General features: G+C 63.0%; 21 protein-coding genes and 5 tRNA genes. 18 read left to right on the forward strand and 8 right to left on the reverse strand.

Features of this window, described 5'->3' with window-relative positions; genetic code table 11:
* Window positions 1-237: 237 nt before the first annotated feature.
* Both VIO10_RS06310 and VIO10_RS06315 read right to left on the reverse strand, forming a co-directional pair.
* Window positions 238-996, reverse strand: a complete 759-nt coding sequence (locus VIO10_RS06310) for an ABC transporter ATP-binding protein (RefSeq protein WP_331961037.1) — start codon at window positions 994-996, stop codon at window positions 238-240.
* Window positions 989-2269 (reverse strand): ABC transporter permease, encoded by a 1281-nt coding sequence (locus VIO10_RS06315; protein WP_331961040.1) that lies wholly within the window; start codon window positions 2267-2269, stop codon window positions 989-991. Before VIO10_RS06315 ends, VIO10_RS06310 begins: the two co-directional genes overlap by 8 nt.
* 316 nt (window positions 2270-2585) lie before the next feature.
* Between VIO10_RS06315 and gspD the strand changes: the two genes are divergently transcribed.
* Window positions 2586-5300 carry a type II secretion system secretin GspD gene (gene gspD, locus VIO10_RS06320; protein ID WP_331961043.1) on the forward strand — a complete coding sequence of 905 codons (2715 nt, stop codon included), beginning with the start codon at window positions 2586-2588 and terminating at the stop codon, window positions 5298-5300.
* A 115-nt stretch (window positions 5301-5415) separates the two neighbouring features.
* On the forward strand, window positions 5416-6336 hold the full coding sequence (locus tag VIO10_RS06325; RefSeq protein WP_331961046.1) for a lysophospholipid acyltransferase family protein: 921 nt from the start codon (window positions 5416-5418) through the stop codon (window positions 6334-6336).
* A 30-nt stretch (window positions 6337-6366) separates the two neighbouring features.
* On the opposite strand, the gene VIO10_RS06330 is transcribed toward VIO10_RS06325, so the two are convergent.
* Entirely contained in the window at window positions 6367-7257 is an 891-nt protein-coding gene (locus tag VIO10_RS06330) for a hypothetical protein (RefSeq protein WP_331961049.1), read from the reverse strand.
* 145 nt (window positions 7258-7402) lie between these two features.
* Window positions 7403-8467, reverse strand: a complete 1065-nt coding sequence (locus tag VIO10_RS06335) for a glycoside hydrolase family 88 protein (RefSeq protein ID WP_331961052.1) — start codon at window positions 8465-8467, stop codon at window positions 7403-7405.
* A 57-nt stretch (window positions 8468-8524) separates the two neighbouring features.
* Here VIO10_RS06335 and VIO10_RS06340 point away from each other — a divergent pair, with 57 nt between their 5' ends.
* Window positions 8525-8860, forward strand: coding sequence for a gamma-butyrobetaine hydroxylase-like domain-containing protein (locus VIO10_RS06340; RefSeq protein ID WP_331961055.1), 336 nt, complete (start codon window positions 8525-8527; stop codon window positions 8858-8860).
* Here the strand turns inward: VIO10_RS06340 and VIO10_RS06345 are convergent.
* Entirely contained in the window at window positions 8857-9516 is a 660-nt protein-coding gene (locus VIO10_RS06345; protein WP_331961289.1) for a tetratricopeptide repeat protein, read from the reverse strand. The two genes, VIO10_RS06340 and VIO10_RS06345, sit on opposite strands and share 4 nt — an antisense overlap.
* A gap of 85 nt (window positions 9517-9601) precedes the next feature.
* Here VIO10_RS06345 and moaA point away from each other — a divergent pair, with 85 nt between their 5' ends.
* Window positions 9602-10633: a GTP 3',8-cyclase MoaA gene (moaA, locus tag VIO10_RS06350; RefSeq protein ID WP_331961058.1), complete on the forward strand. Its 1032-nt coding sequence runs from the start codon at window positions 9602-9604 to the stop codon at window positions 10631-10633.
* Between the two features lie 28 nt (window positions 10634-10661).
* On the opposite strand, the gene lptG is transcribed toward moaA, so the two are convergent.
* Together lptG and lptF are read right to left on the reverse strand one after the other, a co-directional pair.
* Window positions 10662-11762 (reverse strand): LPS export ABC transporter permease LptG, encoded by a 1101-nt coding sequence (gene lptG, locus VIO10_RS06355; protein ID WP_331961061.1) that lies wholly within the window; start codon window positions 11760-11762, stop codon window positions 10662-10664.
* Window positions 11759-12949 carry an LPS export ABC transporter permease LptF gene (gene lptF, locus VIO10_RS06360; protein ID WP_331961064.1) on the reverse strand — a complete coding sequence of 397 codons (1191 nt, stop codon included), beginning with the start codon at window positions 12947-12949 and terminating at the stop codon, window positions 11759-11761. The genes lptG and lptF overlap by 4 nt, the downstream gene beginning before the upstream one ends.
* A gap of 135 nt (window positions 12950-13084) precedes the next feature.
* Between lptF and rlmB the strand changes: the two genes are divergently transcribed.
* On the forward strand, window positions 13085-13996 hold the full coding sequence (gene rlmB, locus VIO10_RS06365; RefSeq protein WP_331961067.1) for a 23S rRNA (guanosine(2251)-2'-O)-methyltransferase RlmB: 912 nt from the start codon (window positions 13085-13087) through the stop codon (window positions 13994-13996).
* Between the two features lie 3 nt (window positions 13997-13999).
* Here rlmB and VIO10_RS06370 read toward each other — a convergent pair whose 3' ends face one another.
* Window positions 14000-14380, reverse strand: a complete 381-nt coding sequence (locus tag VIO10_RS06370) for a hypothetical protein (RefSeq protein WP_331961070.1) — start codon at window positions 14378-14380, stop codon at window positions 14000-14002.
* Between the two features lie 178 nt (window positions 14381-14558).
* Here VIO10_RS06370 and VIO10_RS06375 point away from each other — a divergent pair.
* From VIO10_RS06375 to rpoB, 13 genes are all read left to right on the forward strand, one after another.
* Window positions 14559-14630 (forward strand) — tRNA-Thr (locus VIO10_RS06375).
* Window positions 14631-14653: 23 nt separating this feature from the next.
* Window positions 14654-14739 (forward strand) — tRNA-Tyr (locus VIO10_RS06380).
* 26 nt (window positions 14740-14765) lie between these two features.
* A tRNA-Gly gene (locus tag VIO10_RS06385) sits at window positions 14766-14841 on the forward strand.
* A 103-nt stretch (window positions 14842-14944) separates the two neighbouring features.
* Window positions 14945-15017: transfer RNA gene (locus VIO10_RS06390), tRNA-Thr, on the forward strand.
* Between the two features lie 58 nt (window positions 15018-15075).
* Window positions 15076-15231, forward strand: coding sequence for a 50S ribosomal protein L33 (rpmG, locus tag VIO10_RS06395; protein WP_331961073.1), 156 nt, complete (start codon window positions 15076-15078; stop codon window positions 15229-15231).
* Window positions 15232-15306: 75 nt separating this feature from the next.
* Window positions 15307-15383 (forward strand) — tRNA-Trp (locus VIO10_RS06400).
* Between the two features lie 56 nt (window positions 15384-15439).
* A complete protein-coding gene (gene secE / locus VIO10_RS06405) occupies window positions 15440-15643 on the forward strand; it encodes a preprotein translocase subunit SecE (protein WP_331961076.1) in 204 nt (67 codons plus the stop codon).
* 72 nt (window positions 15644-15715) lie between these two features.
* Window positions 15716-16279 carry a transcription termination/antitermination protein NusG gene (gene nusG / locus VIO10_RS06410; protein ID WP_331961079.1) on the forward strand — a complete coding sequence of 188 codons (564 nt, stop codon included), beginning with the start codon at window positions 15716-15718 and terminating at the stop codon, window positions 16277-16279.
* 89 nt (window positions 16280-16368) lie between these two features.
* Window positions 16369-16794, forward strand: a complete 426-nt coding sequence (gene rplK, locus VIO10_RS06415) for a 50S ribosomal protein L11 (protein WP_331961082.1) — start codon at window positions 16369-16371, stop codon at window positions 16792-16794.
* An 11-nt stretch (window positions 16795-16805) separates the two neighbouring features.
* A complete protein-coding gene (gene rplA, locus VIO10_RS06420; protein WP_331961085.1) occupies window positions 16806-17519 on the forward strand; it encodes a 50S ribosomal protein L1 in 714 nt (237 codons plus the stop codon).
* A gap of 35 nt (window positions 17520-17554) precedes the next feature.
* Window positions 17555-18142: a 50S ribosomal protein L10 gene (rplJ, locus tag VIO10_RS06425; protein ID WP_331961088.1), complete on the forward strand. Its 588-nt coding sequence runs from the start codon at window positions 17555-17557 to the stop codon at window positions 18140-18142.
* A gap of 103 nt (window positions 18143-18245) precedes the next feature.
* The gene (gene rplL, locus VIO10_RS06430; protein ID WP_331961091.1) at window positions 18246-18635 is read left to right on the forward strand and encodes a 50S ribosomal protein L7/L12; all 390 of its coding nucleotides are present in this window, start codon (window positions 18246-18248) and stop codon (window positions 18633-18635) included.
* A gap of 190 nt (window positions 18636-18825) precedes the next feature.
* A complete protein-coding gene (gene rpoB / locus VIO10_RS06435; protein ID WP_331961094.1) occupies window positions 18826-22935 on the forward strand; it encodes a DNA-directed RNA polymerase subunit beta in 4110 nt (1369 codons plus the stop codon).
* Window positions 22936-22953 lie beyond the last annotated feature (18 nt).

Here is a 22953-nt window from a genome sequence, read left to right on the forward strand (position 1 = left end):
AAATCAGGCCGCTCACCCGCGCCGGAGGCGCGGCCGCTTGCTGACCGGGAGACGCCACCGGCGCGCGGCAAGGATCCGGGGTCCCTCCGCTTCGGTCGGGATGGCACAAAAGAGGACACAAAAAAGAACAACGCCCGCGCGATCCGCCGTCTGTGCCCCCGTTACCCCGTCCAACCGGGCCCTTCGACCTCACTGGGGGCAAACGTCGCGCGCATCGCGCAGCGGCGCCGATTCTCGCTACCCGGGCGCCGGGGATGGCGCCTGGCGGCGCTCGTCCACCAGCTTTCCTTCATGCAGCCGCAGCGCGCGCCCGACGCTGCGCGTCAACTGCTCGTTATGGGTAGCGATCACCAGGGTGATCCCAAGCTCGCGATTGAGCTTGTGAAACAGCTCGTGCACTTCTGCGGCCGTATGCGGATCGAGATTGCCGGTGGGCTCGTCGGCGAGCAGCAGCTTGGGCCGCAGCACCACCGCGCGCGCCACCGCGACGCGCTGCTGTTCGCCGCCGGACAGTTCCGCCGGCCGGCGCCGCAGCTTGTCGCCCAGCCCGACGATCTCGAGCATCGCGGCCGCACGCCGGCTGGCTTCGGCGTCGCTGATGCGGCTGATCAACGCCGGCATCATCACGTTTTCCAGCGCGGTGAAGTCGGCCAGCAGGTAATGGAACTGGAAAACGAAGCCGAGCTTCAGGTTGCGGAACTCGGCCAGCGATTTCTGATCGAGCGCGAACAAATCCTCGCCCTCGAAATAAATCTTGCCCGCGGTCGGCTCTTCCAGGCTGCCCATGATGTGGAGCAGGGTGGACTTGCCGGTTCCCGATTGCCCCACGATCGCGATCTCCTCGCCCGCCTGGACCGTTAGATCGAGACCGCGCAGCACGCGAATCTCGCGATCAGCGTCATAGAATGTCTTGTCGAGGCCGCGCACCTCGATCAGACGCCCGTTGGCCTGGTTTGGTTTTGCTTTCGTTGCCGCAGCGCCGCGCCCCTCACTCATAGCGAATCACCTCGACCGGCGAGAGCTTCGCCGCCTGCAAGGCCGGGTAGATCGACGCAAGCAGGCACAGCACGATCGTCGCCGCCGCAACCGCGATGAAGTTCCATGGATTGAGCTCCACCGGCACCGCGTTCACCATAAACATGTCGGCCGGCAGATGAATCAAATGATACCTGCCTATCAGGTACGCCGTCACGAATCCCGCGCCATCGCCCAAAACCGTGCCGAGCACGCCCAGCGCCGCGCCCTGGCACAGAAAGATTGACGCCACCGACGCCGCCCGCGCACCCATCGTGCGCAGGATCGCAATCTCTTTACGCCGCTCCATCACCACCATTACCTGCGTCGCAATAATGTTGAAGGCCGCCACCAGCACGATCAGCAGCAGCACCATGAAATAGGTGAACTTCTCCAGCTTGAGCGCGGAGAACAGCGGCGCGTTGGCCGTCGTCCAGTCCGAGACTTCGAAGTCAGACCCCGCTATCGCCGCGATCCGGGCGCGCATCGCCGGCGCGTCGAACATATTGACCAGCCGCAACTCGAGTCCGCTTTCGAGCTGCGGATCGTCGGCCAGCAACGCGCGTCCGTCCTTCAACGCGACGAAGATCAGCGTGGAATCGAACTCGTACATGCCCGAGTGAAAGAACCCGGTCACCACGAATCGCTTGAGCCGCGGAGGGCCGATTCCGGTTCCCAAGCTCGCCGGCGAAATCAGGATCACCGGGTCGCCCGGCCTCACCCCCAGCTCGAACGCCAGCGACTTGCCGATGATCGCACCGGGCAGCTCGACCTGGCGCTTGACGCCCTTGTCCACAATCGTCACCGGATGCGTCGTCTCGAGGTCCGCGAGCGTCCCATTCTCCAGCGTGTCCTTGAGTTCCTTGAGCACCGGATTGTCGTGCGGCTGGACCCCGCGGATAATTCCGCCCGACACCAGCCCCGCGCCGCCCGAGTCCGTGCTCGAGACCGCCATCACCTGCGACGTGACGAATGGCGCCGCCGCCGCCACCCCCGGCAGCGCGGCGATTCGCTGCGCGAGCCCGGCCGGATTCCACACGCCGCCGTCGCTGCGCTCGATGGTTATCTGCGGGGTAAACGTGAGCAACAGGCTGCGCAGATTTTTCTCGAATCCGCTCATCACCGACAGCGCCAGCGACAACGCGAACGTCCCAAAGGTTATCCCGATCAGCGAGATGATGGCGATCAGCGACACGAATCGTTCGCGCCGCCGCGCGCGCAAATATCGCAGGCCAATCAGGAATTCGTAGCGCAACCCGTCACCATCCGAAATTGTAGCGAAACCAACCGCGGGTTTCGCGCTTGCTTGGGCAGGGGCCAGCGCCCGCACCCGCGTAAGGATAAAGATGCGGGCTTCGCCCGGTTAGAAGGTTAAGCGGGAGAACGCGGCTGGTCACTGGCGGCGCCGGCACCGGAGGGTCGTGCTTTTTAATCTTCGATTGAATCAAATCGGGCTGGTGATCGTCATAGTCGGCGAGCCCCGCAACCATTGCGACAAATTCGGGTTGCGCTGCGCAGCGGCGGTGAAATATGCTCACGACGTTTTGACCCGAAATGCGGAGGATGCTCGGATGAACCGTCTTTTGGCTGGGGCGTTTGCCGCCGCAATGCTGATTTGCGTTGGCAACCTTCGTTCCCCCGCGTTCGGCGCCGATCCCGCGGAGCTGCCTGAGCATAATACAATTACGATGAACTTCCAGAACGTGGAGATTCCCGTTCTTGCCAAGTTCATCAGCGAGATCACCGGCCGCAACTTCATCATCGACGAATCCGTGCGCGGCAAGGTCACGATCATCTCGCCGAGCAAGGTCACTCCCGAACAGGCCTACTCGATCTTTCAATCCGTCCTCCAGGTAAAAGGCTTCACCACCGTTCAGGCCGGCAAGGTCATCAAGATTGTGCCCGCGCGCAACGTGCGCTCCTCCGCCGCGCTTACCGAATCGCAAGTCCCCGCCGAGGCCAAGGGCGACGAGTATGTGACCCGGATGGTGCGGCTTAAGAATATCGACGCGGCTTCCGTGATCGGCGTGATCCAGCCGATGGTGTCGCATGACGGTCTGATCGCCGCGTTTCCCAACGACAACACCATCATCATCACCGACGACGCCTACAACGTCGAGCGGCTGCTGCAGATAATCGGCAGCCTCGACGTGCGCGGCGAACAGGCGACCATCGTCGTCATTCCGCTCAAGCTTGCGTTTGCCACTGAGCTTGCGCCCGAGATCGATGCGCTCATGACGGCCAAGATGCAAGGCGCCGGCGCAAGTCCCCCAGGGGGGATACGGCCCCAGATCGGCGTGGCGCCGTCGGCCACCGGCGGGGGCGGGACCGGTTACAAGGTTATCCCCGACGAGCGCACCAATTGCCTGATCGTTATGGCGCCGCCGCTGCGGATGCGTGAGATCCAGGAAATAGTCGCCAAGCTCGACGTTAATCCGCCGATGGCCACCTCGCGAATCCATGTCTATCGGCTCAAGAACGCGCAGGCGCTTGAGATGGTCGACGTGCTCAACGCACTGCTCAACGGCGGTGGCGGCCCGACCACCATGTCGCCCACCACCGGCAAGGGTTCGCTCGGCCGCTCGAGCTTTAACAGCGCTGCCAGCGGCGGAATGGGCGGCAGCTCGGGCTTTGGCGGAATGGGCGGGGGCGGCGCAATGGGCGGGATGGGCAGTAGCGCGAGCTTCGGTGGTTCGATGAGCGGGGGCGGCGCAATGGGCGGCACCAACGGCTCCGGCGGCTTCGGCGGGGGTAGTGGCGGGGGCGGCGGGATGATCAGCCGCGGCTCGTCGGGCGGCAGCACCGGTCCGGCGTCGGCCAGCTCTGCCGGCAAGAGCATCGATTTCTCATATCCGGTAAATATCACCGCCGATCCCGCGACCAACGCGATGGTTATCAGCGCGTCGCCGCAGGATTGGCAGACGCTCAAGCAGATTATCGACGACCTCGACACCCCGCGCGTGCAGATTTTCGTCCAGGCGGTCATCGTCGAGGTCTCCGCCGAGCGCCAGCGCCAGTTGGGGGTGAATTTCAACGCCGCCACGAGTCTCAGCAGCAACACAATGGCGGTCGGCTCGCTTAATTTCGGACAGCTTGAGAACACGCTCAGCGACCCGCTCAGTTTGACCGGGCTGGGGCTGGGCCTCGCGTCGAAAAGCATGTGTACGGTTTCTTCCGCGGCTCTGGCGGCGGCTACCGGCGGCACTGGGACGACGACCACCACCAGCGGCAGCATTAGCGTCCCGTGCGATATCGCGCTGATCACGGCGCTGGAAAGCGACACTCACGCCGACGTGCTCTCGGCGCCGACGCTGCTCACCGCCGACAATGAAGAAGCGATGATCGTCATCGGCCAGAACCTGCCCTTCGTCGGCTCGTCGGCGGCGAACGCCGGATTGCCCGGGCAAATCTTCAACTCGGTCGAGCGCCAGAACGTCGGCATCACGCTCGATATCGTGCCGCAGGTGTCCGAGGGCGACTACGTCAAACTCGATCTCTATGAGGAAGTTTCCAACGTCGTCAACGGCACCGCGAACAACACGCTTGGTCCGACCACGACCATCCGGTCCGCCTCGACCAGCGTGCTGATCCAGAACCATCGCACCGCGGTGATCGGCGGGCTGCTCGCCAGCCAGGATACGTTCAGTAATCAGGGCGTTCCGTTCATCTCCGACATCCCGGTACTCGGAAACCTGTTCAGCAACAAGAGCACCGACAAGCAGAAGGACAACCTGATCGTGTTCCTGACTCCGCATATAGTTCGCAACAAGAGCCAACTGCGCGATCTCGCCCTGGACGAGCGCCAGCAGTTCGCCAACTCGCTCGGCCGCAAGGAAGTTCACGATATGCCGGCCTCGCAGATTCAACAGATCTACAAGCCGAGCTTCTCGATTCCTGTTTCTCCCGCGGCCGACCTGAACGCGTACGGCGGTGCTCCTGCGTCTGCTCCGGGTCCCGAAAATCCGGGCGCCGCATTCGGGTCCGGGCCCTCCGGCAACGAAAGCCAGACTCCTTTCAATAGCCCTGAGATCGGTCCGACCTCGATGAACAAGACGACGACCGGCTACTCGACTGCGACTTCGGCGACCATCACGGGCGCCCCGCTGTACTCGGCGTCCTCCGCACGATTTGTTACCAGGGGGCCTGCTGCGCCGCTGGATCCCGGCGCCGGCAAAGTCTCGGCAGGACCAGCGGCTGGCGGCGGCGGCTTGGCGGCCTCGTCGAGCGCGCCCGACTCGACCAAGGCCGGCGGCGCTGCAGGTGTAACCCCCGGCATCGCCCCCTAACTCTCCGTCTAGCTGTTCTATCAGGGCGAAGCTCGCATCTTTGTCTTAACAGACGGGGAGCAGTGAAAAACGAAACCCGTAAGCGGTTTCGCATTCTCAAAAGCTGCAATTAAACATGGCCAGGCAAATCGGTCCCGTTCAGGCCCGAATCGAATACACGGGCATAACCGCCGTCACCGCGGCGCTGCGTGCGATGCCGTTAGAACGGGCGGTGCGCGCGGGCGCGCGGCTGGGAGGATGGGCGATGAATTTCGATCGCCCCAACCGGCCGATCGCGCTCAAAAACCTCGCGATCGCTTTCCCCGAGATTACCCCGGCGGCGCGCCTGGCAATCCTGCGCAAGATGTATCGCAGTTGGGGCCGCGTGCTCGCCGAATGGACCCACTTGCCCGAACTCAGCCGCGCCAACATCGAGCACGTCGTTACCTACGAGGGCAAGGAAAATTGGGACGAGGCCGAACGGCGCTCCAACGGCCGCGGCATATTGGTGCTGACCGGACATTACGGAAATTTCGAGCTACTGCCCATCGCCCACTCCATCTACGGCTACCATCTCGCCATCGTTCGTCGGCCGTTGCGCAATCCGCTGGTCGACGCCGCCGTATGCGCCGAGCGAATCCGCCATGGAAACAGACTCATCGAGCGCAAGGCGGGCGGGCGCGAGATGATGCGGATGCTGCGGCAGAACTGGATGATCGCAATCGCGCTCGACCTCGACGTGCGCAAGGGCGTATTCGTCGATTTCTTCGGGATGCCCGCCTGCACCAGCGAGGGCATGGCGCGGCTGTCGATCGCCACCGGCGCGCCGGTGCTGCCGGCGTTCATGGTGCGCCAGGGCGACACGATTCATCACAAGATCAAAATTCTGCCCGCCATCTATGCTGAGAAGACTCGCAACCGCCAGGCTGCCGTGCGCGAGTACACCCAGCGCTACACCGACACGATCGAGCAGATGATCCGCGAGCATCCCGATCATTGGAACTGGATTCACCGGCGATGGAAAACCCGCCCGCCCGGCGAACCCCGCTTCTACTAGACAGCGATCGCTACTGACAAGGTCCCCCGCCTAAATCCTCCGCCGGGCTTTCCCGCCGGGCGCCGCAACCATCATCTTGATAAGCTCTTCGGTGATCCTCGGCTCCAGTCCCTCGGTGTGGCCCTTATCCAGGCGCACGACGTCGGCGATCAGCCGTCCGTCTCGGGCTTTGGGGTAGAGATATACCTGAGCCGTGCCCGGCCGAGGCGACAGACCCCAGGCCGGCGTCGACTTCCCTTCGCGGATGGTGTCATAGATTTGTCCGGGCTCGTCATCGACCACATCGGCCAGCCTTACCCGTGGGCCGGCCCCGTATTTGTCGGCCCATGGCGAAGTCGATGGCAGCGCGACCATCTCATGCTCGCCCGTCGCGAAGATGAAGGAGATGTCGCAGTCAGGCGCCGTGGCGCGGCCTGGGCGGGGCGTGTCGCCCGCCTGGGCCGGCATCGGAGGCAGCCCACCTATGGCGACGAAGAAGGACGCCGGGAGCTCGATCGGCCCGATCCGCCCGCCAGAGAGGCTGAGCCAGCCGTCAACTCGGTGCTTGAAGAAGTCGTCACCGAGCAGGCGGTTGGCCGTCATGCCGCCTTGGGAATGGCCAATGATCCAGAACGAGGCGATGTTGTCCTTGCCATGCCTATCGAACACATAGTCCACAATATTGCGCAGATGGGCGTCATCGGCTTCTGCGGCCCAGTGCCGAAACGGCTCCTTGGTGGCCGCAGATGGCGTGGCGATAACCAGCCGATACTTCTCTTTGTATTGCGAAGCCGGGAAGTAGGCGCGCTGCCATGCGCCGACCGAACCGCCCCCGTGCAGGCTCAAGAGGAATACCACCTTGTCGCCGGGCTGAAGATCGTCTGGATCGTCAAGATAGAACTTGCGACCGGTCTTTTTGTCCACCGCGCTGATGCTGCCCACGCTCGTTTCTCCCAACACCCCGGTTTAAGCCGGGATTTCCGTCCAACTCTCCGATTTCGACTCGCTTTGTAAACCCAAACGGCCTCCCCCGGCAAGGATGCGTCGCGCGCATCGCCTCGGCCGTCGCCGTCGCCGCCTGGCGGGGCTACGATTCTTTTGTTTGCCAGGTCTCGACCGCCTCGCTGAGCGCCATCAGGCACACGCCGGTCGCGAACGGCGCAGTCGCGATTTCGATCGAATTGTAAAAGGCAAAGTCCCCCGGCGGCGTTTGCTGCGATACGCCCGTGAACGCGCCGTGCGAGTCGACGTTCGCGCAAATCGCGCCAAGCGCGCGCGAGTACGCGTCGCGCGCGTGAGCCTCGTCGAGACCGCGCAGCCGGGTCCGAATCGCGCGGCCGAGCGCGAGCGCAAATCCGGCCGCCGCCGACGCCTCGAGATACGAATCGTCGCGATCGATCACGGTGTGCCACAAGCCGGACTGGTCCTGCAACGATGCGACTTTGTTGAGTTGAAGCGCCAGCGCCTCGCGTACCTTCTCAACCTTTGCGCCAAGCGGTTGAAGCAGGCCGGCCGCCTCGATTTCGGCCGTCACTTGCGGCGCCGCGATCGAAAACCAGCTGTTGCCGCGGGCCCACAGACACGGCGAATGCGAGTTGCGGTCAACGTAGGCGACGTGCCAGAAAAGTCCGCTGCCGGAGTCGGCCAGATGATCGCGATGAACGATCATCTGATCCGCCGCGCGCTCGATCATCGCGGCGTCGCCCGAGAGCCGGCCGAGCAATGCGATCGCGGGCGCGGTGAAGTAGCAGACGTCGATCCACACTTCGAGCGCCGGTGGATGCGGGACGAAAGCGCCGTCGGGAGTCCGCGCGGCTGAATTTTCCATGAAGCCGACGATCGCGCGCGCGTAATCCAGGTAGCGCGGATCGCCGGTCTTCAGGTGCAGGTCGAGCGCCGGGAGCGCCTCGGCCGCCCAGAACCAGAACCATCCGTTGGTGCGCGGACCCGCCGCCAGCTTTGGCGCGAACCATCGCTGGGCCGCCTCGATCGGGGCGTCGGTCTTAAGCGCGCGCGCGGCGTACACGAGGCCGTCGCACAGAATCGCGTCACCCCAATGAGGCTGCTTGGCGAGCAGCTCGCGGCTGGCGCTGGCGGCCATGCGCTCGAGCGTGCGGCTTAGTTCATCATAATTTACAAAAGCTGGGGGCAAAAATAACGTCTCCACAGCCGGGGTCGCGGGAGATATACTTGCGCAGAGACTGCACCGATGGCGTTTATCAAGTCAAAGACTCCGAAGATCAAAGGGCTTCACGAAGTGGGGCGCTACGCCGTCGGCGTGCAATGGGTTGACGGTCACGACAGCATTTTTCCGCTGGATAATTTGCGCCGCGGATGTCCGTGCGACGCGTGCAAGGGCAATCTGAACGGCGAGATGCCGCCCGCGAGCGTCCGCATGCGGCAGCTTTCGCGGCTGGGCGAAGCGGCGGTGTTTATCGGATGGGTTGACGGCCACGAGACTATCTACACGATGCCCCAGCTCAGAAATCTCTGCCGATGCGCATATTGCGTGGCGGAGCCCGAGCGTCCGATCACCGGCGGCTAGGGCGTCGTGCTTGGCGGCGGTGGTTGCCGATGCTTGGCGATACTGCCGCGGCCGCCTGAGCCGCCGTTGAGTGCGTCGATATTTACCTGCGCGACTCTCAGCTTGGGATCGAGCTTGAGCGCCTTCTCCCAGGCTTCTTCGGCTTCGCCGAAGCGCTGCAAATCGTTCAGCGCCATGCCTTGGGCGTTGTAAAGCCGCGCGTTGGAGGGGTCCTTGACTATTCCGGCGTTGGCCGCGAGCAGCGCATCTTCGGCGTCGCCGACGCGCAGGTACACGTCGGCCAGCTCGATGAAGTTGCTGCCCGACGGATTCAGCTCGGTCGCCGTGTGGTACATCTGGATCGCGGTATCGCCGTCGCGCAGCACGCCATAGCAGAAGCCCAGGTCCACGTACGCTGAGTCGTTGCGAGGATCGATGCGCAGCGCCTCATGCAGCTTGTCCATCGCCGCGTGGATTTCCTTGGTATCGACGGGATTGGCCTGACCAGCCTGCCTGACCAACTTTTCCGCCTCGGCAACGACCGCGTCGGATGCGGCGCGATTCGCGCCGGCCGCGAAGCTCGAAGACGCGAGCGCCAGGACTCCCAATCCGGCGATCGCGATGGCGAGCATCAAAGCCAGACTCGTTCGCCAGTTGGCGCGCAATCGATAAACCATGTTCACGCCACCATTCACCCCAACGCCAATGATAATAGGCGCTGCGTACAAATTGGCAAGATTGAGCGCCCGGCTAGGTGTTTAGTTGTTTCACGCGGGCTGCTCCGATAGCTATGGGTTCGTGCCCCGCGACTCGTTCAATCGTGAGATAGATTACCTGCGGTTATCGGTAATCGACAGATGCAACCTGCGATGCGTTTACTGCATGCCGCTGGAGGGATTGCGCTTTCTTCCCAAAGACGAGTTGCTGACCCCGGCGGAGTTCGAAACCGTCGCGCGCGCCGCGGTCGGTGTGGGCTTTCGAAAATTCCGGCTGACCGGCGGCGAGCCTACCCTGCGGCTCGATCTCGTCGAGATTGTCGAGCGGCTGGCGCGCGTGCCCGGAGTGGGCGGCGTGGCGCTGACCACCAACGCTCTTCTGCTCACGGAGCTTGGGCCGGCGCTGAAACGCGCGGGGCTGAATCGAATCAACGTGCATCTCGACAGCCTGGACCCGGCGACCGTCGAGCGGCAAATGCGATGGGGCAGCTTCGAGAAAATCTGGCGCGGGATCGTCGCGGCCGAAGCGGCGGGACTACGGCCTATCAAGCTCAACTCGGTCGTGACCGCCGGCTACAACGAATCCGACGTGGTCGAGCTGGCGCGCCTGACGCTTGAGCGCGACTGGCACGTGCGATTCATCGAGCTGATGCCGCTGGGCGGCGGCGAATGCGCGAGGTTGTCGATGAAGCGCTACGTGTCCAACATCGAGACGCGGCGCAGAATCGAGGCGGCGCTCGGCGCGCTCACTGAAATCCCGTCTGAAAACCCGGCCGACGAATCGCGCAACTTCCGGCTTGCGGGCGCGCGCGGCGTGGTCGGCTTCATCAGTCCGGTCAGCGAGCCTTACTGCGGGACCTGCAACCGGATGCGGCTGACGGCGGACGGCAAATTCCACCTGTGCCTGCTCAATGACGACGAACTCGACGTGCGCAGCGCGTTGCGCTCGAATTCAGGCGACGTGATTGCCGGCGTGGCGCGAATCCTCAAGCGCGCGGTCGAGTTGAAGCCTACCGGGCATCACCTGCTCGAAGGGCGCTCGACGCAGGACCGTTCGATGTACCAGATCGGCGGCTGACGCAGCACGCCCTCGCGCATCGCGGCGGTCAGCGTTCTTCGCCGAACAGGAATATCGAGACCGCGATCATCGCGAACATGAAATTCGGAATCCACGCGGCGACTACCGCGGGCAGCAGCGCCGAACGACCGAGCGCCGAAGTGATTCCGAGCGAGGTCCAGTAGGCGAAGCCGATCACGATTGCCAAGCCGAAGCTGCGCCCCAGACTCAGGTTGCGCGGCAGCGGATCGAGGCTGAGCGCCATCCCGAGCGCGGCCATTATCAGGCACGTCAGCGGCATCGCGTACTTCAGATCGCGATCGACTACGTATCCGCCCGGGTCGAGTCCCTTGCTGCGCAGATCGGCGATGTAGCGATTGAGTTCCCACAAGCTGAACTCCTCCGGGTCGAAGCGCAGCAGCCCGAAATCGGCGGGAGTCAGTCCAAGCTCGAAGCGTGCGGCGCCAAACTTGGTCACGGCGCCGCCCTCGCCGATCTGGAACGAGTTCAACCCGCTCTCAACCCAGCCGTGACCGTTCCATTTCGCGCTCGTCGCATGCTGGAGGTCCTTGAGTCCGAAAACGTTATCGAGTTGATAATGGGTAATACCGACGAGCTGCGAGTTTTCCTTGTCGAAGCGGTCAACTGAAATGAATCCGTCGCGCACGCGCACCCAGATGCGCCGGTTGGCGAAAACCCCCTTGAGCTGGTGCTTCTTGAGTTCCACCGCGTAGATATACTTCGCCTGGCGGGTCGCGGCGGGAACCACGGTTTCGCTGATGAAAAAATCAAAACCCGAAATCAACACCGCGACTATCAGCACCGGCACCGCCATCTCGAGCCGGCTGATGCCGAGTTGCTGGCAGGCCAGCACCTCTCCCGATCGATTGAGCAGCGCAAAGCCAAGCAGCACGCCGGCCAGACTCGCCACCGGCAGAACCTGCGAGATGATCAGCGGCAGCTTGAGCGCGAAGTACTCCAGGCCCAATAACCCCAGCCCGCCGTAACGGATCAAATCGTCGAATCGATCGAACATATCGCCGAGCAGATAGGCCGCCGTGAATGCCGCCAGGCAAACCATGAACGGGCCGAAGAATTGGCCCGCGATGAAGCGGTCCATCACCGGCGAAAGGCGCGGTCGAAGTGTCATGCGGCCCGCCTGCTGCGTTCGTAGCGCTCGACCAGATCCCAGATGATGTCGCCGGGGCCGCGGCCCTGGTCCCCCTTGTCGGACGCGGCGCGATAGAAGAACCAGAACGCCAGCGCCATGAATACGATGTCCGGGATGCTCATCGCGACCCACGCGTCGAGCTTGCCGCGCTGCGCCAGCGTCTCGCCCACGCGCATCAGCGAGTAATAGAGAAAGAACAGCGCGACGCTGACGCCGAAACGCTCCGAATGGCCGCCGCGCGCCGGTTTGAGCCCGAGCGAGATCCCAAGCAGCGCGAACAGCATCGTGGCGAATGGGACGGTATACTTGCTCGCCATCTCGGTCTCGGCGGCGTAGTCAGGTTTCCCTTTGGCGCGCGCCGCCTTGATGTCGGCGCGCAGCGCCGCGTACTTCATTTCGCCCGGATCCTCATCGCTCACGTCCAGCGACGACTCGGGACGGACGCTGAGGTCGTAGGTCTTGAAGCTGGTCATGTGAGTGGCGTTGTTGGCGGGCTCGGCGCCGAAGATCGAACCGTGGAACAGCCGCAGCGTGATCGACTTGTCACGCGGGTCGGGCACTATCATTCCGTGCTTGGCGATTATCGTGTTCTGGTTGTGCGGATCGCGCGCGTCCGAGATCATGACGCCCTTCAAACTGGAATCGGTATCGGACATCTCGTCGACATAAACGACCAGGCCGGGAAAATTGCTGTTGAAGACTTTTTCCTTCAGCCCGGCGCTGGTCCGGGTCTGGCTGAGTTCGTAGAGCTTGTTGCGCAGATTGGAATTCGCCCACGGCCTCAGCGAGAATGCGAAGTAGCTCGAAAGCGCGTACACGCCCAGCGCCACCAGCATCACCGGCACCGCCAGCCGATACAAGCTGATGCCGCAGGCGCGCGCCGCGGTCATCTCCTGGTCGCTCGACATCCGCCCAAATCCCATCAACACTCCGAGCAGCACCGCCATCGGAAACGTGAGCTCCAAAAAGGCCGGCATGATGTACCCGATGATCCCCATCACCTCGCCCAGGCTGACGCCGTGATTGACGACCATGTCCATCAGCTTGAGCAACTTGCCCGTGACCAACGCGAAGGTCAGCAGGCCGACGTCGACCGCGAACGGCCCCAGCACCTCGCGCGCGACGTAGCGGTCGATAATCGCAAATCCTGGGATGGCTAGTCTCATGGTTCGATCCCTGCCGTCGGCGAGGGGTTGCGCCCAAGTTTAGACATCCCCGCGCGCGATTGAAACTTGCGATTCGATCTTCTTCTTGCGCACCGGGACAGCTACTTGCGCGGCGCTCTGATAGTATCGCTCTGGATGAGAGACTTTCGCGACAAGGGCCGCACTCCACGCTTCAACCGCAACGCGCCGGCTCCGCCGCGCCGTCATTCGCCCCCGTCCAGTCCCAAGCCTGCCGCGGCGCCGGCCCCTGCGCGCGATTATCGGCGTGCGGACGCGGGCGAGCGCGAGCCTCGGCGCGCCGGCGGCAACGATCGCGAAATAGTCTATGGGGTCGAGCCAATCCGCGAGCTGGTCGCCGCCGCGCCCGGCTCGATTCGAGTGCTCTACGTGAAATCCGGCGACGAGCGGCGCTTCGCGGCTGAGATCGACCTCGTCAGAACCGGCGCAGGCCGCGTCGAATTCCTCGATGACGCCGGATTGGAGCGATTGGCGGGACCGGCCGCCCGCCATCAGGGGATTGCGGCCCTGATGCGCGAGTACGAGTACACGCCGCTCGAGCAGATTCTCATCGACCAGCCCGATCCGATCGTGCTGGTGGACGGCGTCACCGATCCGCGCAACCTGGGCGCGCTGATGCGCTCGGCGGAAGGCGCCGGCGCCGGCGCGATCGTCATCGCCAAGGACCGAACGGCGGGCATCACGCCCGCGGCGATCAAGTCGTCGGCCGGTGCGTGGATACATCTGAAGATCGCGCGATGCGGCAACGTCGCCCGCACCATCGAGCAGTTGAAAGAGGCAGGCTATTGGACCGCGGCGCTCGCGCCCGGCGGCGATACGTCGATCTACGCGCTCGACACCTCGCGCAAGCTCGCGATCATCGTCGGTTCCGAGGGGCGCGGCATTCGCGACATCGTGAAGAAGGGTGCGGATTTTGTCGTGGGCATCCCGATGCGCGGGAAAGTCGGCTCGCTCAACGTGTCGGTCGCCGCCGCGGTGGCGCTGTTCGAAATCGCCCGCCGCCGTTGCGCCGCGAGTCAGGCAGGTTAGCAGCTAAAGACTTTGCGCTTTGCTTTTGGCGGTTCTTTTTGACGCCGGCCTGGCGCGGGTCGGTTTGCGCTCGGCCAAACCCGGATACTTCCTGGCCAGCGCTCGCTTGATAGTGTTCATCCAGTTGGATTCGCACTGGCTCGCGATCTTTCTCATCCCGCCAACCTGCCGGCTGGCGTCCTTCATCTGCGCTTTCAGCAGTACGGCTCCCCTGGCGAGATGCGGATGCATCCCATGCACGTTGAGTTCGGACAGCGTCTTGCCGAGCAGCTTCAGTTCGCCCTTGATGCGGTCGGCGTAAACCCTGGCCCATTCGAGATCGATCAGGGCGCTGCTGGCAGGAGGCTTGAGTTTCGTCATGCCGAACACTGTCCCCGTCGACACCCGCGATCGCAAGTATTGCGCTGTCACCTGGGGAACCGCGCGGTTCAGTTTTTGCGCCGCAATTGTCGAACCTGACCCGCGGCGCCCGGTCGCCGGGAGGCAAGGAGCAGACCCTCAAACGCCGTTTCGCTTGACAGTTGCGGCGGCGGCGAATAACTTTGCTCCCTTAACGTCGTTTGCCGATGTAGCTCAACGGTAGAGCACCTGATTTGTAATCAGGTGGTTGCGAGTTCGATTCTCGCCATCGGCTTGGTCGGCACGATAGCCTTGGGAGGAGAGGTTCCCGAGTGGCCAAAGGGAGCAGACTGTAAATCTGCCGGCTTATGCCTACGGAGGTTCGAATCCTCCCCTCTCCACCAGTATAATGATGAGTTCGACGGAGAGGGCGGGAATAGCTCAGTTGGTAGAGCGCGAGCCTTCCAAGCTCGGGGTCGCGGGTTCGAGTCCCGTTTCCCGCTCCAAACAAAACCATCTGACGATGGGCCGGAGCGACGGCAGTTTTTTTGACGAACGGATTTTTGTTCTTTTGAGGCAACGATTGTTCCGGTTGAGCAGAGCACGAACGCCCATGTAGCTCAGTCGGTAGAGCACTTCCTTGGTAAGGAAGAGGTCACGGGTTCGAATCCCGTCGTGGGCTTTCCAGATTTGCGCCGGCTGAGCGGCGGAAAAGTTTTTCGAGGCGGACAACGAAAACAATGAGAGATCTGATTTCGCTTTCGTGCGACGGTTGCAAATCGCGCAACTACACCACGACCAAGAACAAGAAGACGCAGACCGACAAATTTTCAATCAAGAAATTCTGTCCGAAGTGCCGCGCGCACACGCTGCACAAGGAAGGCAAAGTTTCTTGAGCAGTGGTCGATCGCGCAGCGCGCCTGGCACAGTGAAAAACGCGCCCGGCGCGCGCCGGCGCAAAACGGTTGCGCGGGTCAGTAGCTCCAATTGGCAGAGCATCGGACTCCAAATCCGAGGGTTCCAGGTTCGACTCCTGGCTGGCCCGCCAAAAATGACAGCGGTTTAACCGAACTAATCACGCGGTCCTTGATTTAGGCACGAAATATGGATAGTCTGAAAAGTTACTTCAATCAGGGCGTAAGTTTCGTCACGGAAGCATGGACGGAGCTTGCCAAGGTCCATTACCCCTCGCCCAAGGAAACCATGCAGGCCACGATTGTGGTCGTGGGTTTGACGTTTGTGATGGCTTTGTGGCTCGGAGTGATCGACTTTTTCGCGGTTCGCGGCGTGCAGATGCTGCTCCGCTAGGGACCAACGACCGGACGCGCAACTGCTGACTGTGATGAAGACTGCTCATTCTGGTGAAGACCGCCCATTGCGATGACTGAACCGATTACCGAGACCGCCAAGCCCGCGATGAAGTGGTATGTCGTCCATACCTACTCGGGCTACGAGCACAAGGCCAAGGCCGCGCTCGAGGAGCGGGTGCGCTCGCTCCACAAGGAAGACAAAATCGGCAAGGTGCTGGTGCCCATTGAGCGGGTGCAGGAACTCGGCAAGGGCGGCGCGCGCAAGGTCTCCAGCCGCAAGTTTTTCCCCGGCTACATCTTCGTGCAGATGGTGCTCGACGACGAGACCTGGCACGTCATCAAGAACACGCCGAAAATTACCGGCTTCGTCGGGCATTCCACCAATCCGCCCGAAGTTCCGACGTCCGAAGTCGCAGAGATCGAGCAGCAGATGGAAGAAGGGGCGCTGCGGCCCAAGCCCAAGGTGCTGTTCGAGGTGGGCGAGGCGATCAAAGTGGTTGACGGCCCTTTCCAGGACTTCAACGGCACCGTCGAGGAAGTCAAGCCGGAAAAGGGCAAAGTGCGCGTTCTGATCTCGATCTTCGGCCGCGCGACTCCGGTCGAACTGGACTTTGTGCAGGTAGAGAAGGCCTGAAACAGCGAAACAACACCCGATTCGCCGGATGCGCGCGGCTCGCGCGCGTATCCGGCGTTCGCGACTGAGCAACCAGGAACGATTTTAAAGTGGCTAAGAAAGTAGTCGGATCGATCAAGCTGCAGATTCCGGCCGGCGCGGCCAATCCCTCGCCGCCGGTGGGACCCGCGCTCGGACAGCGCGGCGTCAATATCATGGAGTTCTGCAAGGCCTTCAACGCCCAGACCCAGAACATGCAGGGTCTGGTCATCCCGGTGATAGTCACCGTTTATGCCGACCGCTCGTTCACCTTCATCACCAAGAGCCCGCCCGCGTCGATTCTGCTGCTGCGCGCCGCGGGAATCGAAAAGGGCTCGCCGATGCCCAACAAGAACAAGGTCGGCAAGGTCACGCGCGCGCAGGTCGAGGAAATCGCCAAGACCAAGCTCAAGGACCTGACCGCGGCCGACCTGGCTGCCGCCGTCAATACCGTTTCGGGCACCGCGCGCAGCATGGGCATCGACGTCACGGATTAAGGCTAAAGAAGATGGCAGGCAAGAAATACAAAGAAGCGGCCAAGAAGATCGATCGCGAAAAACGCTACACGCTCGAAGAAGCGGTCAAGCTGGTCGTCGATAACAAGGTCGCCAAGTTCGACGAGACCGTCGAGATAGCGGTGCGGCTCGGCGTCGATCCGCGCCAGGCCGACCAGAACGTGCGCGGCACTATCGTGCTGCCGCATGGAACCGGCGCGGTGGCGCGCGTGCTGGTGGTCGCCAAGGGCGAGAAGGAGCGCGAGGCGCGCGAGGCGGGTGCCGACTTCGTCGGCGGCGACGAGATCATAAAGAAGATCCAGGAAGAGAACTGGCTCGACTTCGACCGCGTCATCGCCACCCCCGACATGATGGGCCAGGTCGGACGGATCGGCAAGATTCTCGGGCCCCGCGGCCTGATGCCCAATCCCAAGGTCGGCACCGTCACCTTCGATGTCGCCAAGGCGGTCGCCGAGATCAAGGCCGGCAAGGTGGACTACCGCGTGGACAAGGCCGGCGTCGTGCATGCGCGGGTGGGCAAGCTGAGTTTCGGCGCGTCGAAGCTGCTCGACAACGTGCGCGCGATCCTCGGCGCGATCGTTCGCTCCAAGCCGGCCAGCGCCAAGGGAAATTACGTTCGCAGCGTAGCGATTTCCTCGACGATGGGCCCGGGAGTGCGGGTCGATACGGCGCAGGCGGCGGCCAAGGCGCTCGCGGCGGCCGCGTAAGGTTTCGTTGGTTGGAGCTGGATCGGTATAATTAGATGAAGAAATCAGAGAAAACCGCGCTGGTCGAAGATCTTAACCAGAGTTTCGTCCGCGCCAGTATCGCGCTCGTGTCCGAATACCGCGGGATGACGGCGGCGGAATCGACCGAGATGCGCAAGCGCCTGCGCGCCGTGCGCGGCGAGATGCGCGTGGCCAAGAACACCCTTGTCCGCCGCGCGATCAAGGGCACCGCCTACGAGGCGCTCGACAGCAACCTCGGCGGACAGATCGGGCTCATCCTCAGTTACGAGGATCCGGTGGTACTGGCCAAGACCTTCGCCTCGTTCGGGCCGCTGGGCGAGAAGCTCAAGCTCCGCGGTGCGGTGCTCGACGGCAAGGCGCTCACGCCCGCGCAAGTGCAGGCGCTGGCAAGCTTGCCGCCGCGCGCGGTGGTTTTCGGCCAGTTGCTCGGCCTGCTGAATGCGCCGGCGACTCAGTTGGTCCGCTTGCTCAACGAGCCGGGCTCGTACCTGGCGCGCGTGATCGACGCGATTGGAAAAAAGAACGGCGCCGCCGCGGCGGCGCCGGCCGCAGCTTCATCGGAGCCTGCGCCTGAAGCCGCGGCGCCCGCGTCTGAGGGCTGATCAAGGATTACTGATTTTAATTCATGCACAACGCCCGGAAGAGGTTTCGCTGAAAAAGCGCTCCCACATCTCCCCGGAAGCGTGAACAAGGAGAGAAGGTAACATGGCAGAAGCACAACTCAGCCGCGATCAGGTGAAGGATTATCTGAAGAACCTCAGCCTGATCGATGCAGCGGCGCTGGTTAAGGAACTCGAGACCGAGCTCGGCGTATCGGCGGCGGCTCCGGTCGCGGTGGCTGCCGCTCCGGCGGCCGGCGGTGCGGCCGCGGCGGCGCCCGAGAAAGAAGAGTTCAACGTCGTGCTGACGGGCTCGGGCGACAAGAAGATCCAGGTGATCAAGGTCGTGCGCGAATTGACCGGACTCGGCCTCAAGGAGGCCAAGGACCTGGTCGATGGAGCGCCGAAGGCGGTCAAAGAAGGCGTCAACAAAGCCGAGGCCGAAGAGATCAAGAAGAAGCTCGAAGCCGCCGGCGGCAGCGTGGAGCTGAAGTAGGAAGGATTTAGTCCTTTTGACGCACAACAAAGGGTCGGGAAATTCGCGAGGCGCGGGACTTTCAGGCGCGCGCGGATTTCAAACGGTCTTTATCGATGAAGCCGTGGGCACGGGGGAGACTCCCGCGCCCGCGTCCTCTATTGCTTCACGGCGCGCCGAAGTATGTGGCGCACGCACGGTGAGGTAGCTGATGGCCCAGGTTCATGTAACGAGCAATCTTCGCATTCGCCGCTCCTTCGGCAAGATCAAGAAGATCATCGAGATTCCGAATCTGATCGAGATTCAGAAGCGCTCGTATGACGATTTCCTGCAGGTTGGCGTTTCGACCGAGGACCGCGCGGACGTAGGTCTGCAGGCGGTCTTCAAGTCGGTCTTTCCAATCAAGGATTTCAACGAGACCGCGTCGCTCGAGTTCGTCTCCTACGAGCTGGGCACGCCCAAGTACGACGTCGAGGAATGCCATCAGCGCGGCATGACCTACGCGGCGCCGCTGAAGGTCAAGATTCAGCTCGTCATCTGGGACGTCGAGAACGGGCGGCGCTCGATCAAGAACGTCAAGGAGCAGGAAGTTTACTTCGGCGAGATTCCGCTGATGACCGGCAACGGCACCTTCATGGTCAACGGCACCGAGCGCGTCATCGTGTCGCAGTTGCATCGCTCGCCCGGAGTATTTTTCGAGCACGACAAGGGCCGCACCCATTCCACCGGCAAGCTTTTGTACTCGGCGCGAATCATTCCGTATCGCGGCAGCTGGATCGACTTCGAATTCGACCCGCGCGACGTGCTCTACGTGCGCATCGATCGGCGCCGCAAGTTTCCCGCCACCGTGCTGCTGCGCGCGCTCGGCATGACCACCGAGGATCTCCTCAACTACTACTACCGCAAGGACGTAATCGTCCTCGACCCCAGGCAGTACACCAAGCAGTTCGTCGCCGACCATCTGCTCGGCTCGCGGGTCAGCCGCGACGTCAAGGATCCCAAGTCGGGCGAGGTTATCGCGCGCGAGGGCCGCAAGTTCAACAAAGCCATCGTGCGCGCGATGGAGCAGGCGAAGATCAGCGAGGTTCCGATCGCGCTCGACGAGATTGTCGGCCGCGTCTCCGCGCACGATATCGTCGATTCCACCACCGGCGAGGTGCTGATTGGCACCAACGAGGATCTGACCGAGGAAACCCTCGAGAAGCTCAAGGCTCACGGGGTAAAAAAGCTCGAAGTGCTGTTCACCGAGGACGCGCCCGGCGGCGGCCCGCTGCGCCTGACGCTCGCCCAGGACAAGCTCGGCACTCCCGAAGAAGCCGTAATCGAGATCTACCGCCGCCTGCGTCCCGGCGACCCGCCGACCCAGGAAACGGCGACCACCTTCTTCAACAACCTGTTCTTCAACGCCGAGCGTTACGACCTGTCCAAGGTCGGGCGCCTCAAGCTCAATCACAAGCTCAAGATTGACGTGCCGCTCGAGCAGGGCACGCTGCGCCGCGAGGACATCCTCGAAGTCGTCCGCTACCTGATGGAGCTCAAGAACGGCAACGGCCAGGTTGACGATATCGACCATCTGGGCAACCGCCGCGTGCGCGCGGTCGGAGAGCTGGTCGAGAACCAGTTCCGCATCGGGCTGGTCCGGATGGAGCGCGCGATCAAAGAGCGGATGAGCCTGCAGGACATCGAGACCCTGATGCCGCAGGAGCTGGTCAACTACAAGCCGGCTTCCGCCGTGATCAAGGAGTTCTTCGGCTCCTCGCAATTGTCGCAGTTCATGGATCAGACCAATCCGCTGAGCGAAATCGCGCACAAGCGCCGCCTGTCCGCGCTTGGACCCGGCGGTCTGACCCGCGAGCGCGCCGGCTTCGAAGTCCGCGACGTTCACCCGACCCATTACGGCCGCGTCTGCCCGATTGAAACGCCCGAGGGCCCCAATATCGGACTTATCGCGGCGCTCTCGACCTACGCGCGGGTCAACGAATACGGCTTCATCGAGACCCCGTACCGCGAAGTCGAAAACAATCGCGTCACCGATCGAATCGTCTATCTGTCCGCGCTCGACGAGGAAGACAAGGTCATCGCGCAGGCCAACGCGCAGCTCGACTCGCACGGCCGCTTCACCGCCGACCTTGTCTCGGCGCGCATCGGCGGCGAGTCCACCGTGGTCCGCGCCGAGGACGTCCAGTACATGGACGTGTCGCCCAACCAGCTGGTCTCGGTGGCCGCGTCCTTGATCCCGTTTCTTGAAAACGACGACGCCAATCGCGCCCTGATGGGATCGAACATGCAGCGCCAGGCCGTTCCGCTGCTCAAGCCCGACGCGCCCCTGGTCGGCACGGGCCTGGAGGGCACGGTCGGCCGCGACTCGGGCGTTACCGTGGTCGGCAAGCGCGACGGGGTCGTCGAAAGCGTCGATGCCGAGCGAATAGTGGTGCGCGCCGACAAGCAGAGCAAGGATCTGCGCGACGCCGGCGTCGATATCTACAACCTGATCAAGTATCAGCGCTCGAATCAGAACACCTGCATCAATCAGCGCCCGATCGTGGTCAAGGGCGAGCGGGTCAAGTCCGGCGACGTGCTGGCCGACGGACCGTCCACCGACATGGGCGAGCTGGCGCTGGGCCGCAACGTGCTGGTCGCGTTCATGCCGTGGGGCGGCTACAACTTCGAAGATTCGATCCTGATTTCCGAGCGGGTGGTCAAGGAAGACCTGTTCACCTCGGTGCATATCGAGGAATTCGAATGCATCGCGCGCGACACCAAGCTCGGACCCGAGGAAATCACCCGCGACATTCCCAACGTCGGCGAAGAGGCGCTCAAGGACCTCGACCAAAGCGGCATCATCCGCATCGGCGCCGAAGTCCGCCCGCAGGACATCCTGGTCGGCAAGATCACGCCCAAGGGCGAGACCCAGCTTTCTCCCGAAGAGAAACTGCTGCGCGCCATCTTCGGCGAGAAGGCCGGCGAGGTCCGCGACACCAGCCTGCGCGTGCCGCCGGGCGTCGAAGGCACCGTTATCGACGGCCGCGTGTTCTCGCGCCGCGGAGTGTTGAAGGACGAACGCACCCAGGAAATCGAAGTGCTCGAGGCCGAACGTCTCAAGCAGGATGAAGCCGAGGAAGTCCGAATCATCCGCCAGGAAACTCTGCGCAAGCTCAAGAAGTCGCTGGCCGGCAAGAAGCTCGCCGGACGCGTGATGTCCGATGAGCGCAAGGAGCTGCTCAAGAAGGGCGACCCGCTCAGCGCCGAGGAACTCGAGGAATTGCCGCCGACGCTATGGGGCCAGGTCCGCGTCGAGAACGAATCGGCGCAGGAGGAAGCGGCGCAGGCGATCGCGGCGATGAACGCGAACGTCGAGGCGGTGCAGAATCATTACGGCGCCAAGGTCGAGCGCTTGAAGGCTGGCGACGAGCTCGCGCCGGGCGTCATCAAGATGATCAAGGTCTTCGTCGCCATCAAGCGCCGCCTCCAGGTCGGCGACAAGATGGCCGGGCGCCACGGCAACAAGGGCGTGCTCTCGCGCATCCTGCCCGAGGAAGACATGCCGTGCATGGCCGATGGGACCCCGGTCGATATCGTGCTCAATCCGCTCGGCGTGCCGTCGCGCATGAACGTCGGCCAGATTCTCGAGACGCATCTGGGATGGGCGGCGCGCGAACTCGGCCACAAAATCGCCGAAGACTTGCGCAACGGCGTCAGCGCCGCGCAGCTCAAGCGGCGGCTTAAGGAAATCTACCCCGAAAAAGAAAGCCACGAGTTTATCGACGAGCTGGCCGAGCCCGATATCTTCAAGCTCGCGGCCAAGGCGCTGGCGGGCGTGCACGTGGCGTCGCCCGTGTTCGACGGCGCGCGCGAAGAGGAAATATTCCAGTTGCTCAAACGCGCCGATTTGCCCGAGACCGGCCAGGCTACCCTGCACGACGGACGCACCGGCTTGCCCTTCGAGCAGCCGGTCACGGTCGGCGTCATGTACATGATGAAGCTGCATCACCTGGTCGAAGACAAGATTCACGCGCGTTCGACCGGTCCCTACAGCCTGGTTACGCAGCAGCCGCTGGGCGGCAAGGCTCAGTTCGGCGGGCAGCGGCTCGGTGAAATGGAAGTGTGGGCGCTGGAAGCTTACGGCGCCGCCTACACCTTGCAGGAGATGCTCACGGTTAAGTCCGACGACGTGGCGGGACGAACCCGGATGTACGAAGCGATCGTCAAGGGCGAGAACACGCTGGAGCCCGGACTGCCCGAGTCGTTCAACGTTATGGTCAAGGAGCTCCAGTCGCTGTGCCTGAACATGGAGCTGCTCGAGCAGCCGCAAAGGGCTTAAGGCCAGGGAGTTATTAAA

The organism is Candidatus Binatus sp. (assembly GCF_036567905.1).
GTDB lineage: Bacteria > Desulfobacterota > Binatia > Binatales > Binataceae > Binatus.

What these genes read in the sequence shown, in the direction of transcription:
- VIO10_RS06310 (WP_331961037.1), bottom strand. Translation starts at nt 996, where the DNA reads ATGAGTGAGGGGCGCGGCGCTGCGGCAACGAAAGCAAAACCAAACCAG.
- gspD (WP_331961043.1), top strand. Translation starts at nt 2,586, where the DNA reads ATGAACCGTCTTTTGGCTGGGGCGTTTGCCGCCGCAATGCTGATTTGC.
- VIO10_RS06325 (WP_331961046.1), top strand. Translation starts at nt 5,416, where the DNA reads ATGGCCAGGCAAATCGGTCCCGTTCAGGCCCGAATCGAATACACGGGC.
- VIO10_RS06340 (WP_331961055.1), top strand. Translation starts at nt 8,525, where the DNA reads ATGGCGTTTATCAAGTCAAAGACTCCGAAGATCAAAGGGCTTCACGAA.
- VIO10_RS06345 (WP_331961289.1), bottom strand. Translation starts at nt 9,516, where the DNA reads ATGGTTTATCGATTGCGCGCCAACTGGCGAACGAGTCTGGCTTTGATG.
- lptG (WP_331961061.1), bottom strand. Translation starts at nt 11,762, where the DNA reads ATGACACTTCGACCGCGCCTTTCGCCGGTGATGGACCGCTTCATCGCG.
- lptF (WP_331961064.1), bottom strand. Translation starts at nt 12,949, where the DNA reads ATGAGACTAGCCATCCCAGGATTTGCGATTATCGACCGCTACGTCGCG.
- rlmB (WP_331961067.1), top strand. Translation starts at nt 13,085, where the DNA reads ATGAGAGACTTTCGCGACAAGGGCCGCACTCCACGCTTCAACCGCAAC.
- rpmG (WP_331961073.1), top strand. Translation starts at nt 15,076, where the DNA reads ATGAGAGATCTGATTTCGCTTTCGTGCGACGGTTGCAAATCGCGCAAC.
- secE (WP_331961076.1), top strand. Translation starts at nt 15,440, where the DNA reads ATGGATAGTCTGAAAAGTTACTTCAATCAGGGCGTAAGTTTCGTCACG.
- nusG (WP_331961079.1), top strand. Translation starts at nt 15,716, where the DNA reads ATGACTGAACCGATTACCGAGACCGCCAAGCCCGCGATGAAGTGGTAT.
- rplA (WP_331961085.1), top strand. Translation starts at nt 16,806, where the DNA reads ATGGCAGGCAAGAAATACAAAGAAGCGGCCAAGAAGATCGATCGCGAA.
- rplJ (WP_331961088.1), top strand. Translation starts at nt 17,555, where the DNA reads ATGAAGAAATCAGAGAAAACCGCGCTGGTCGAAGATCTTAACCAGAGT.
- rplL (WP_331961091.1), top strand. Translation starts at nt 18,246, where the DNA reads ATGGCAGAAGCACAACTCAGCCGCGATCAGGTGAAGGATTATCTGAAG.
- rpoB (WP_331961094.1), top strand. Translation starts at nt 18,826, where the DNA reads ATGGCCCAGGTTCATGTAACGAGCAATCTTCGCATTCGCCGCTCCTTC.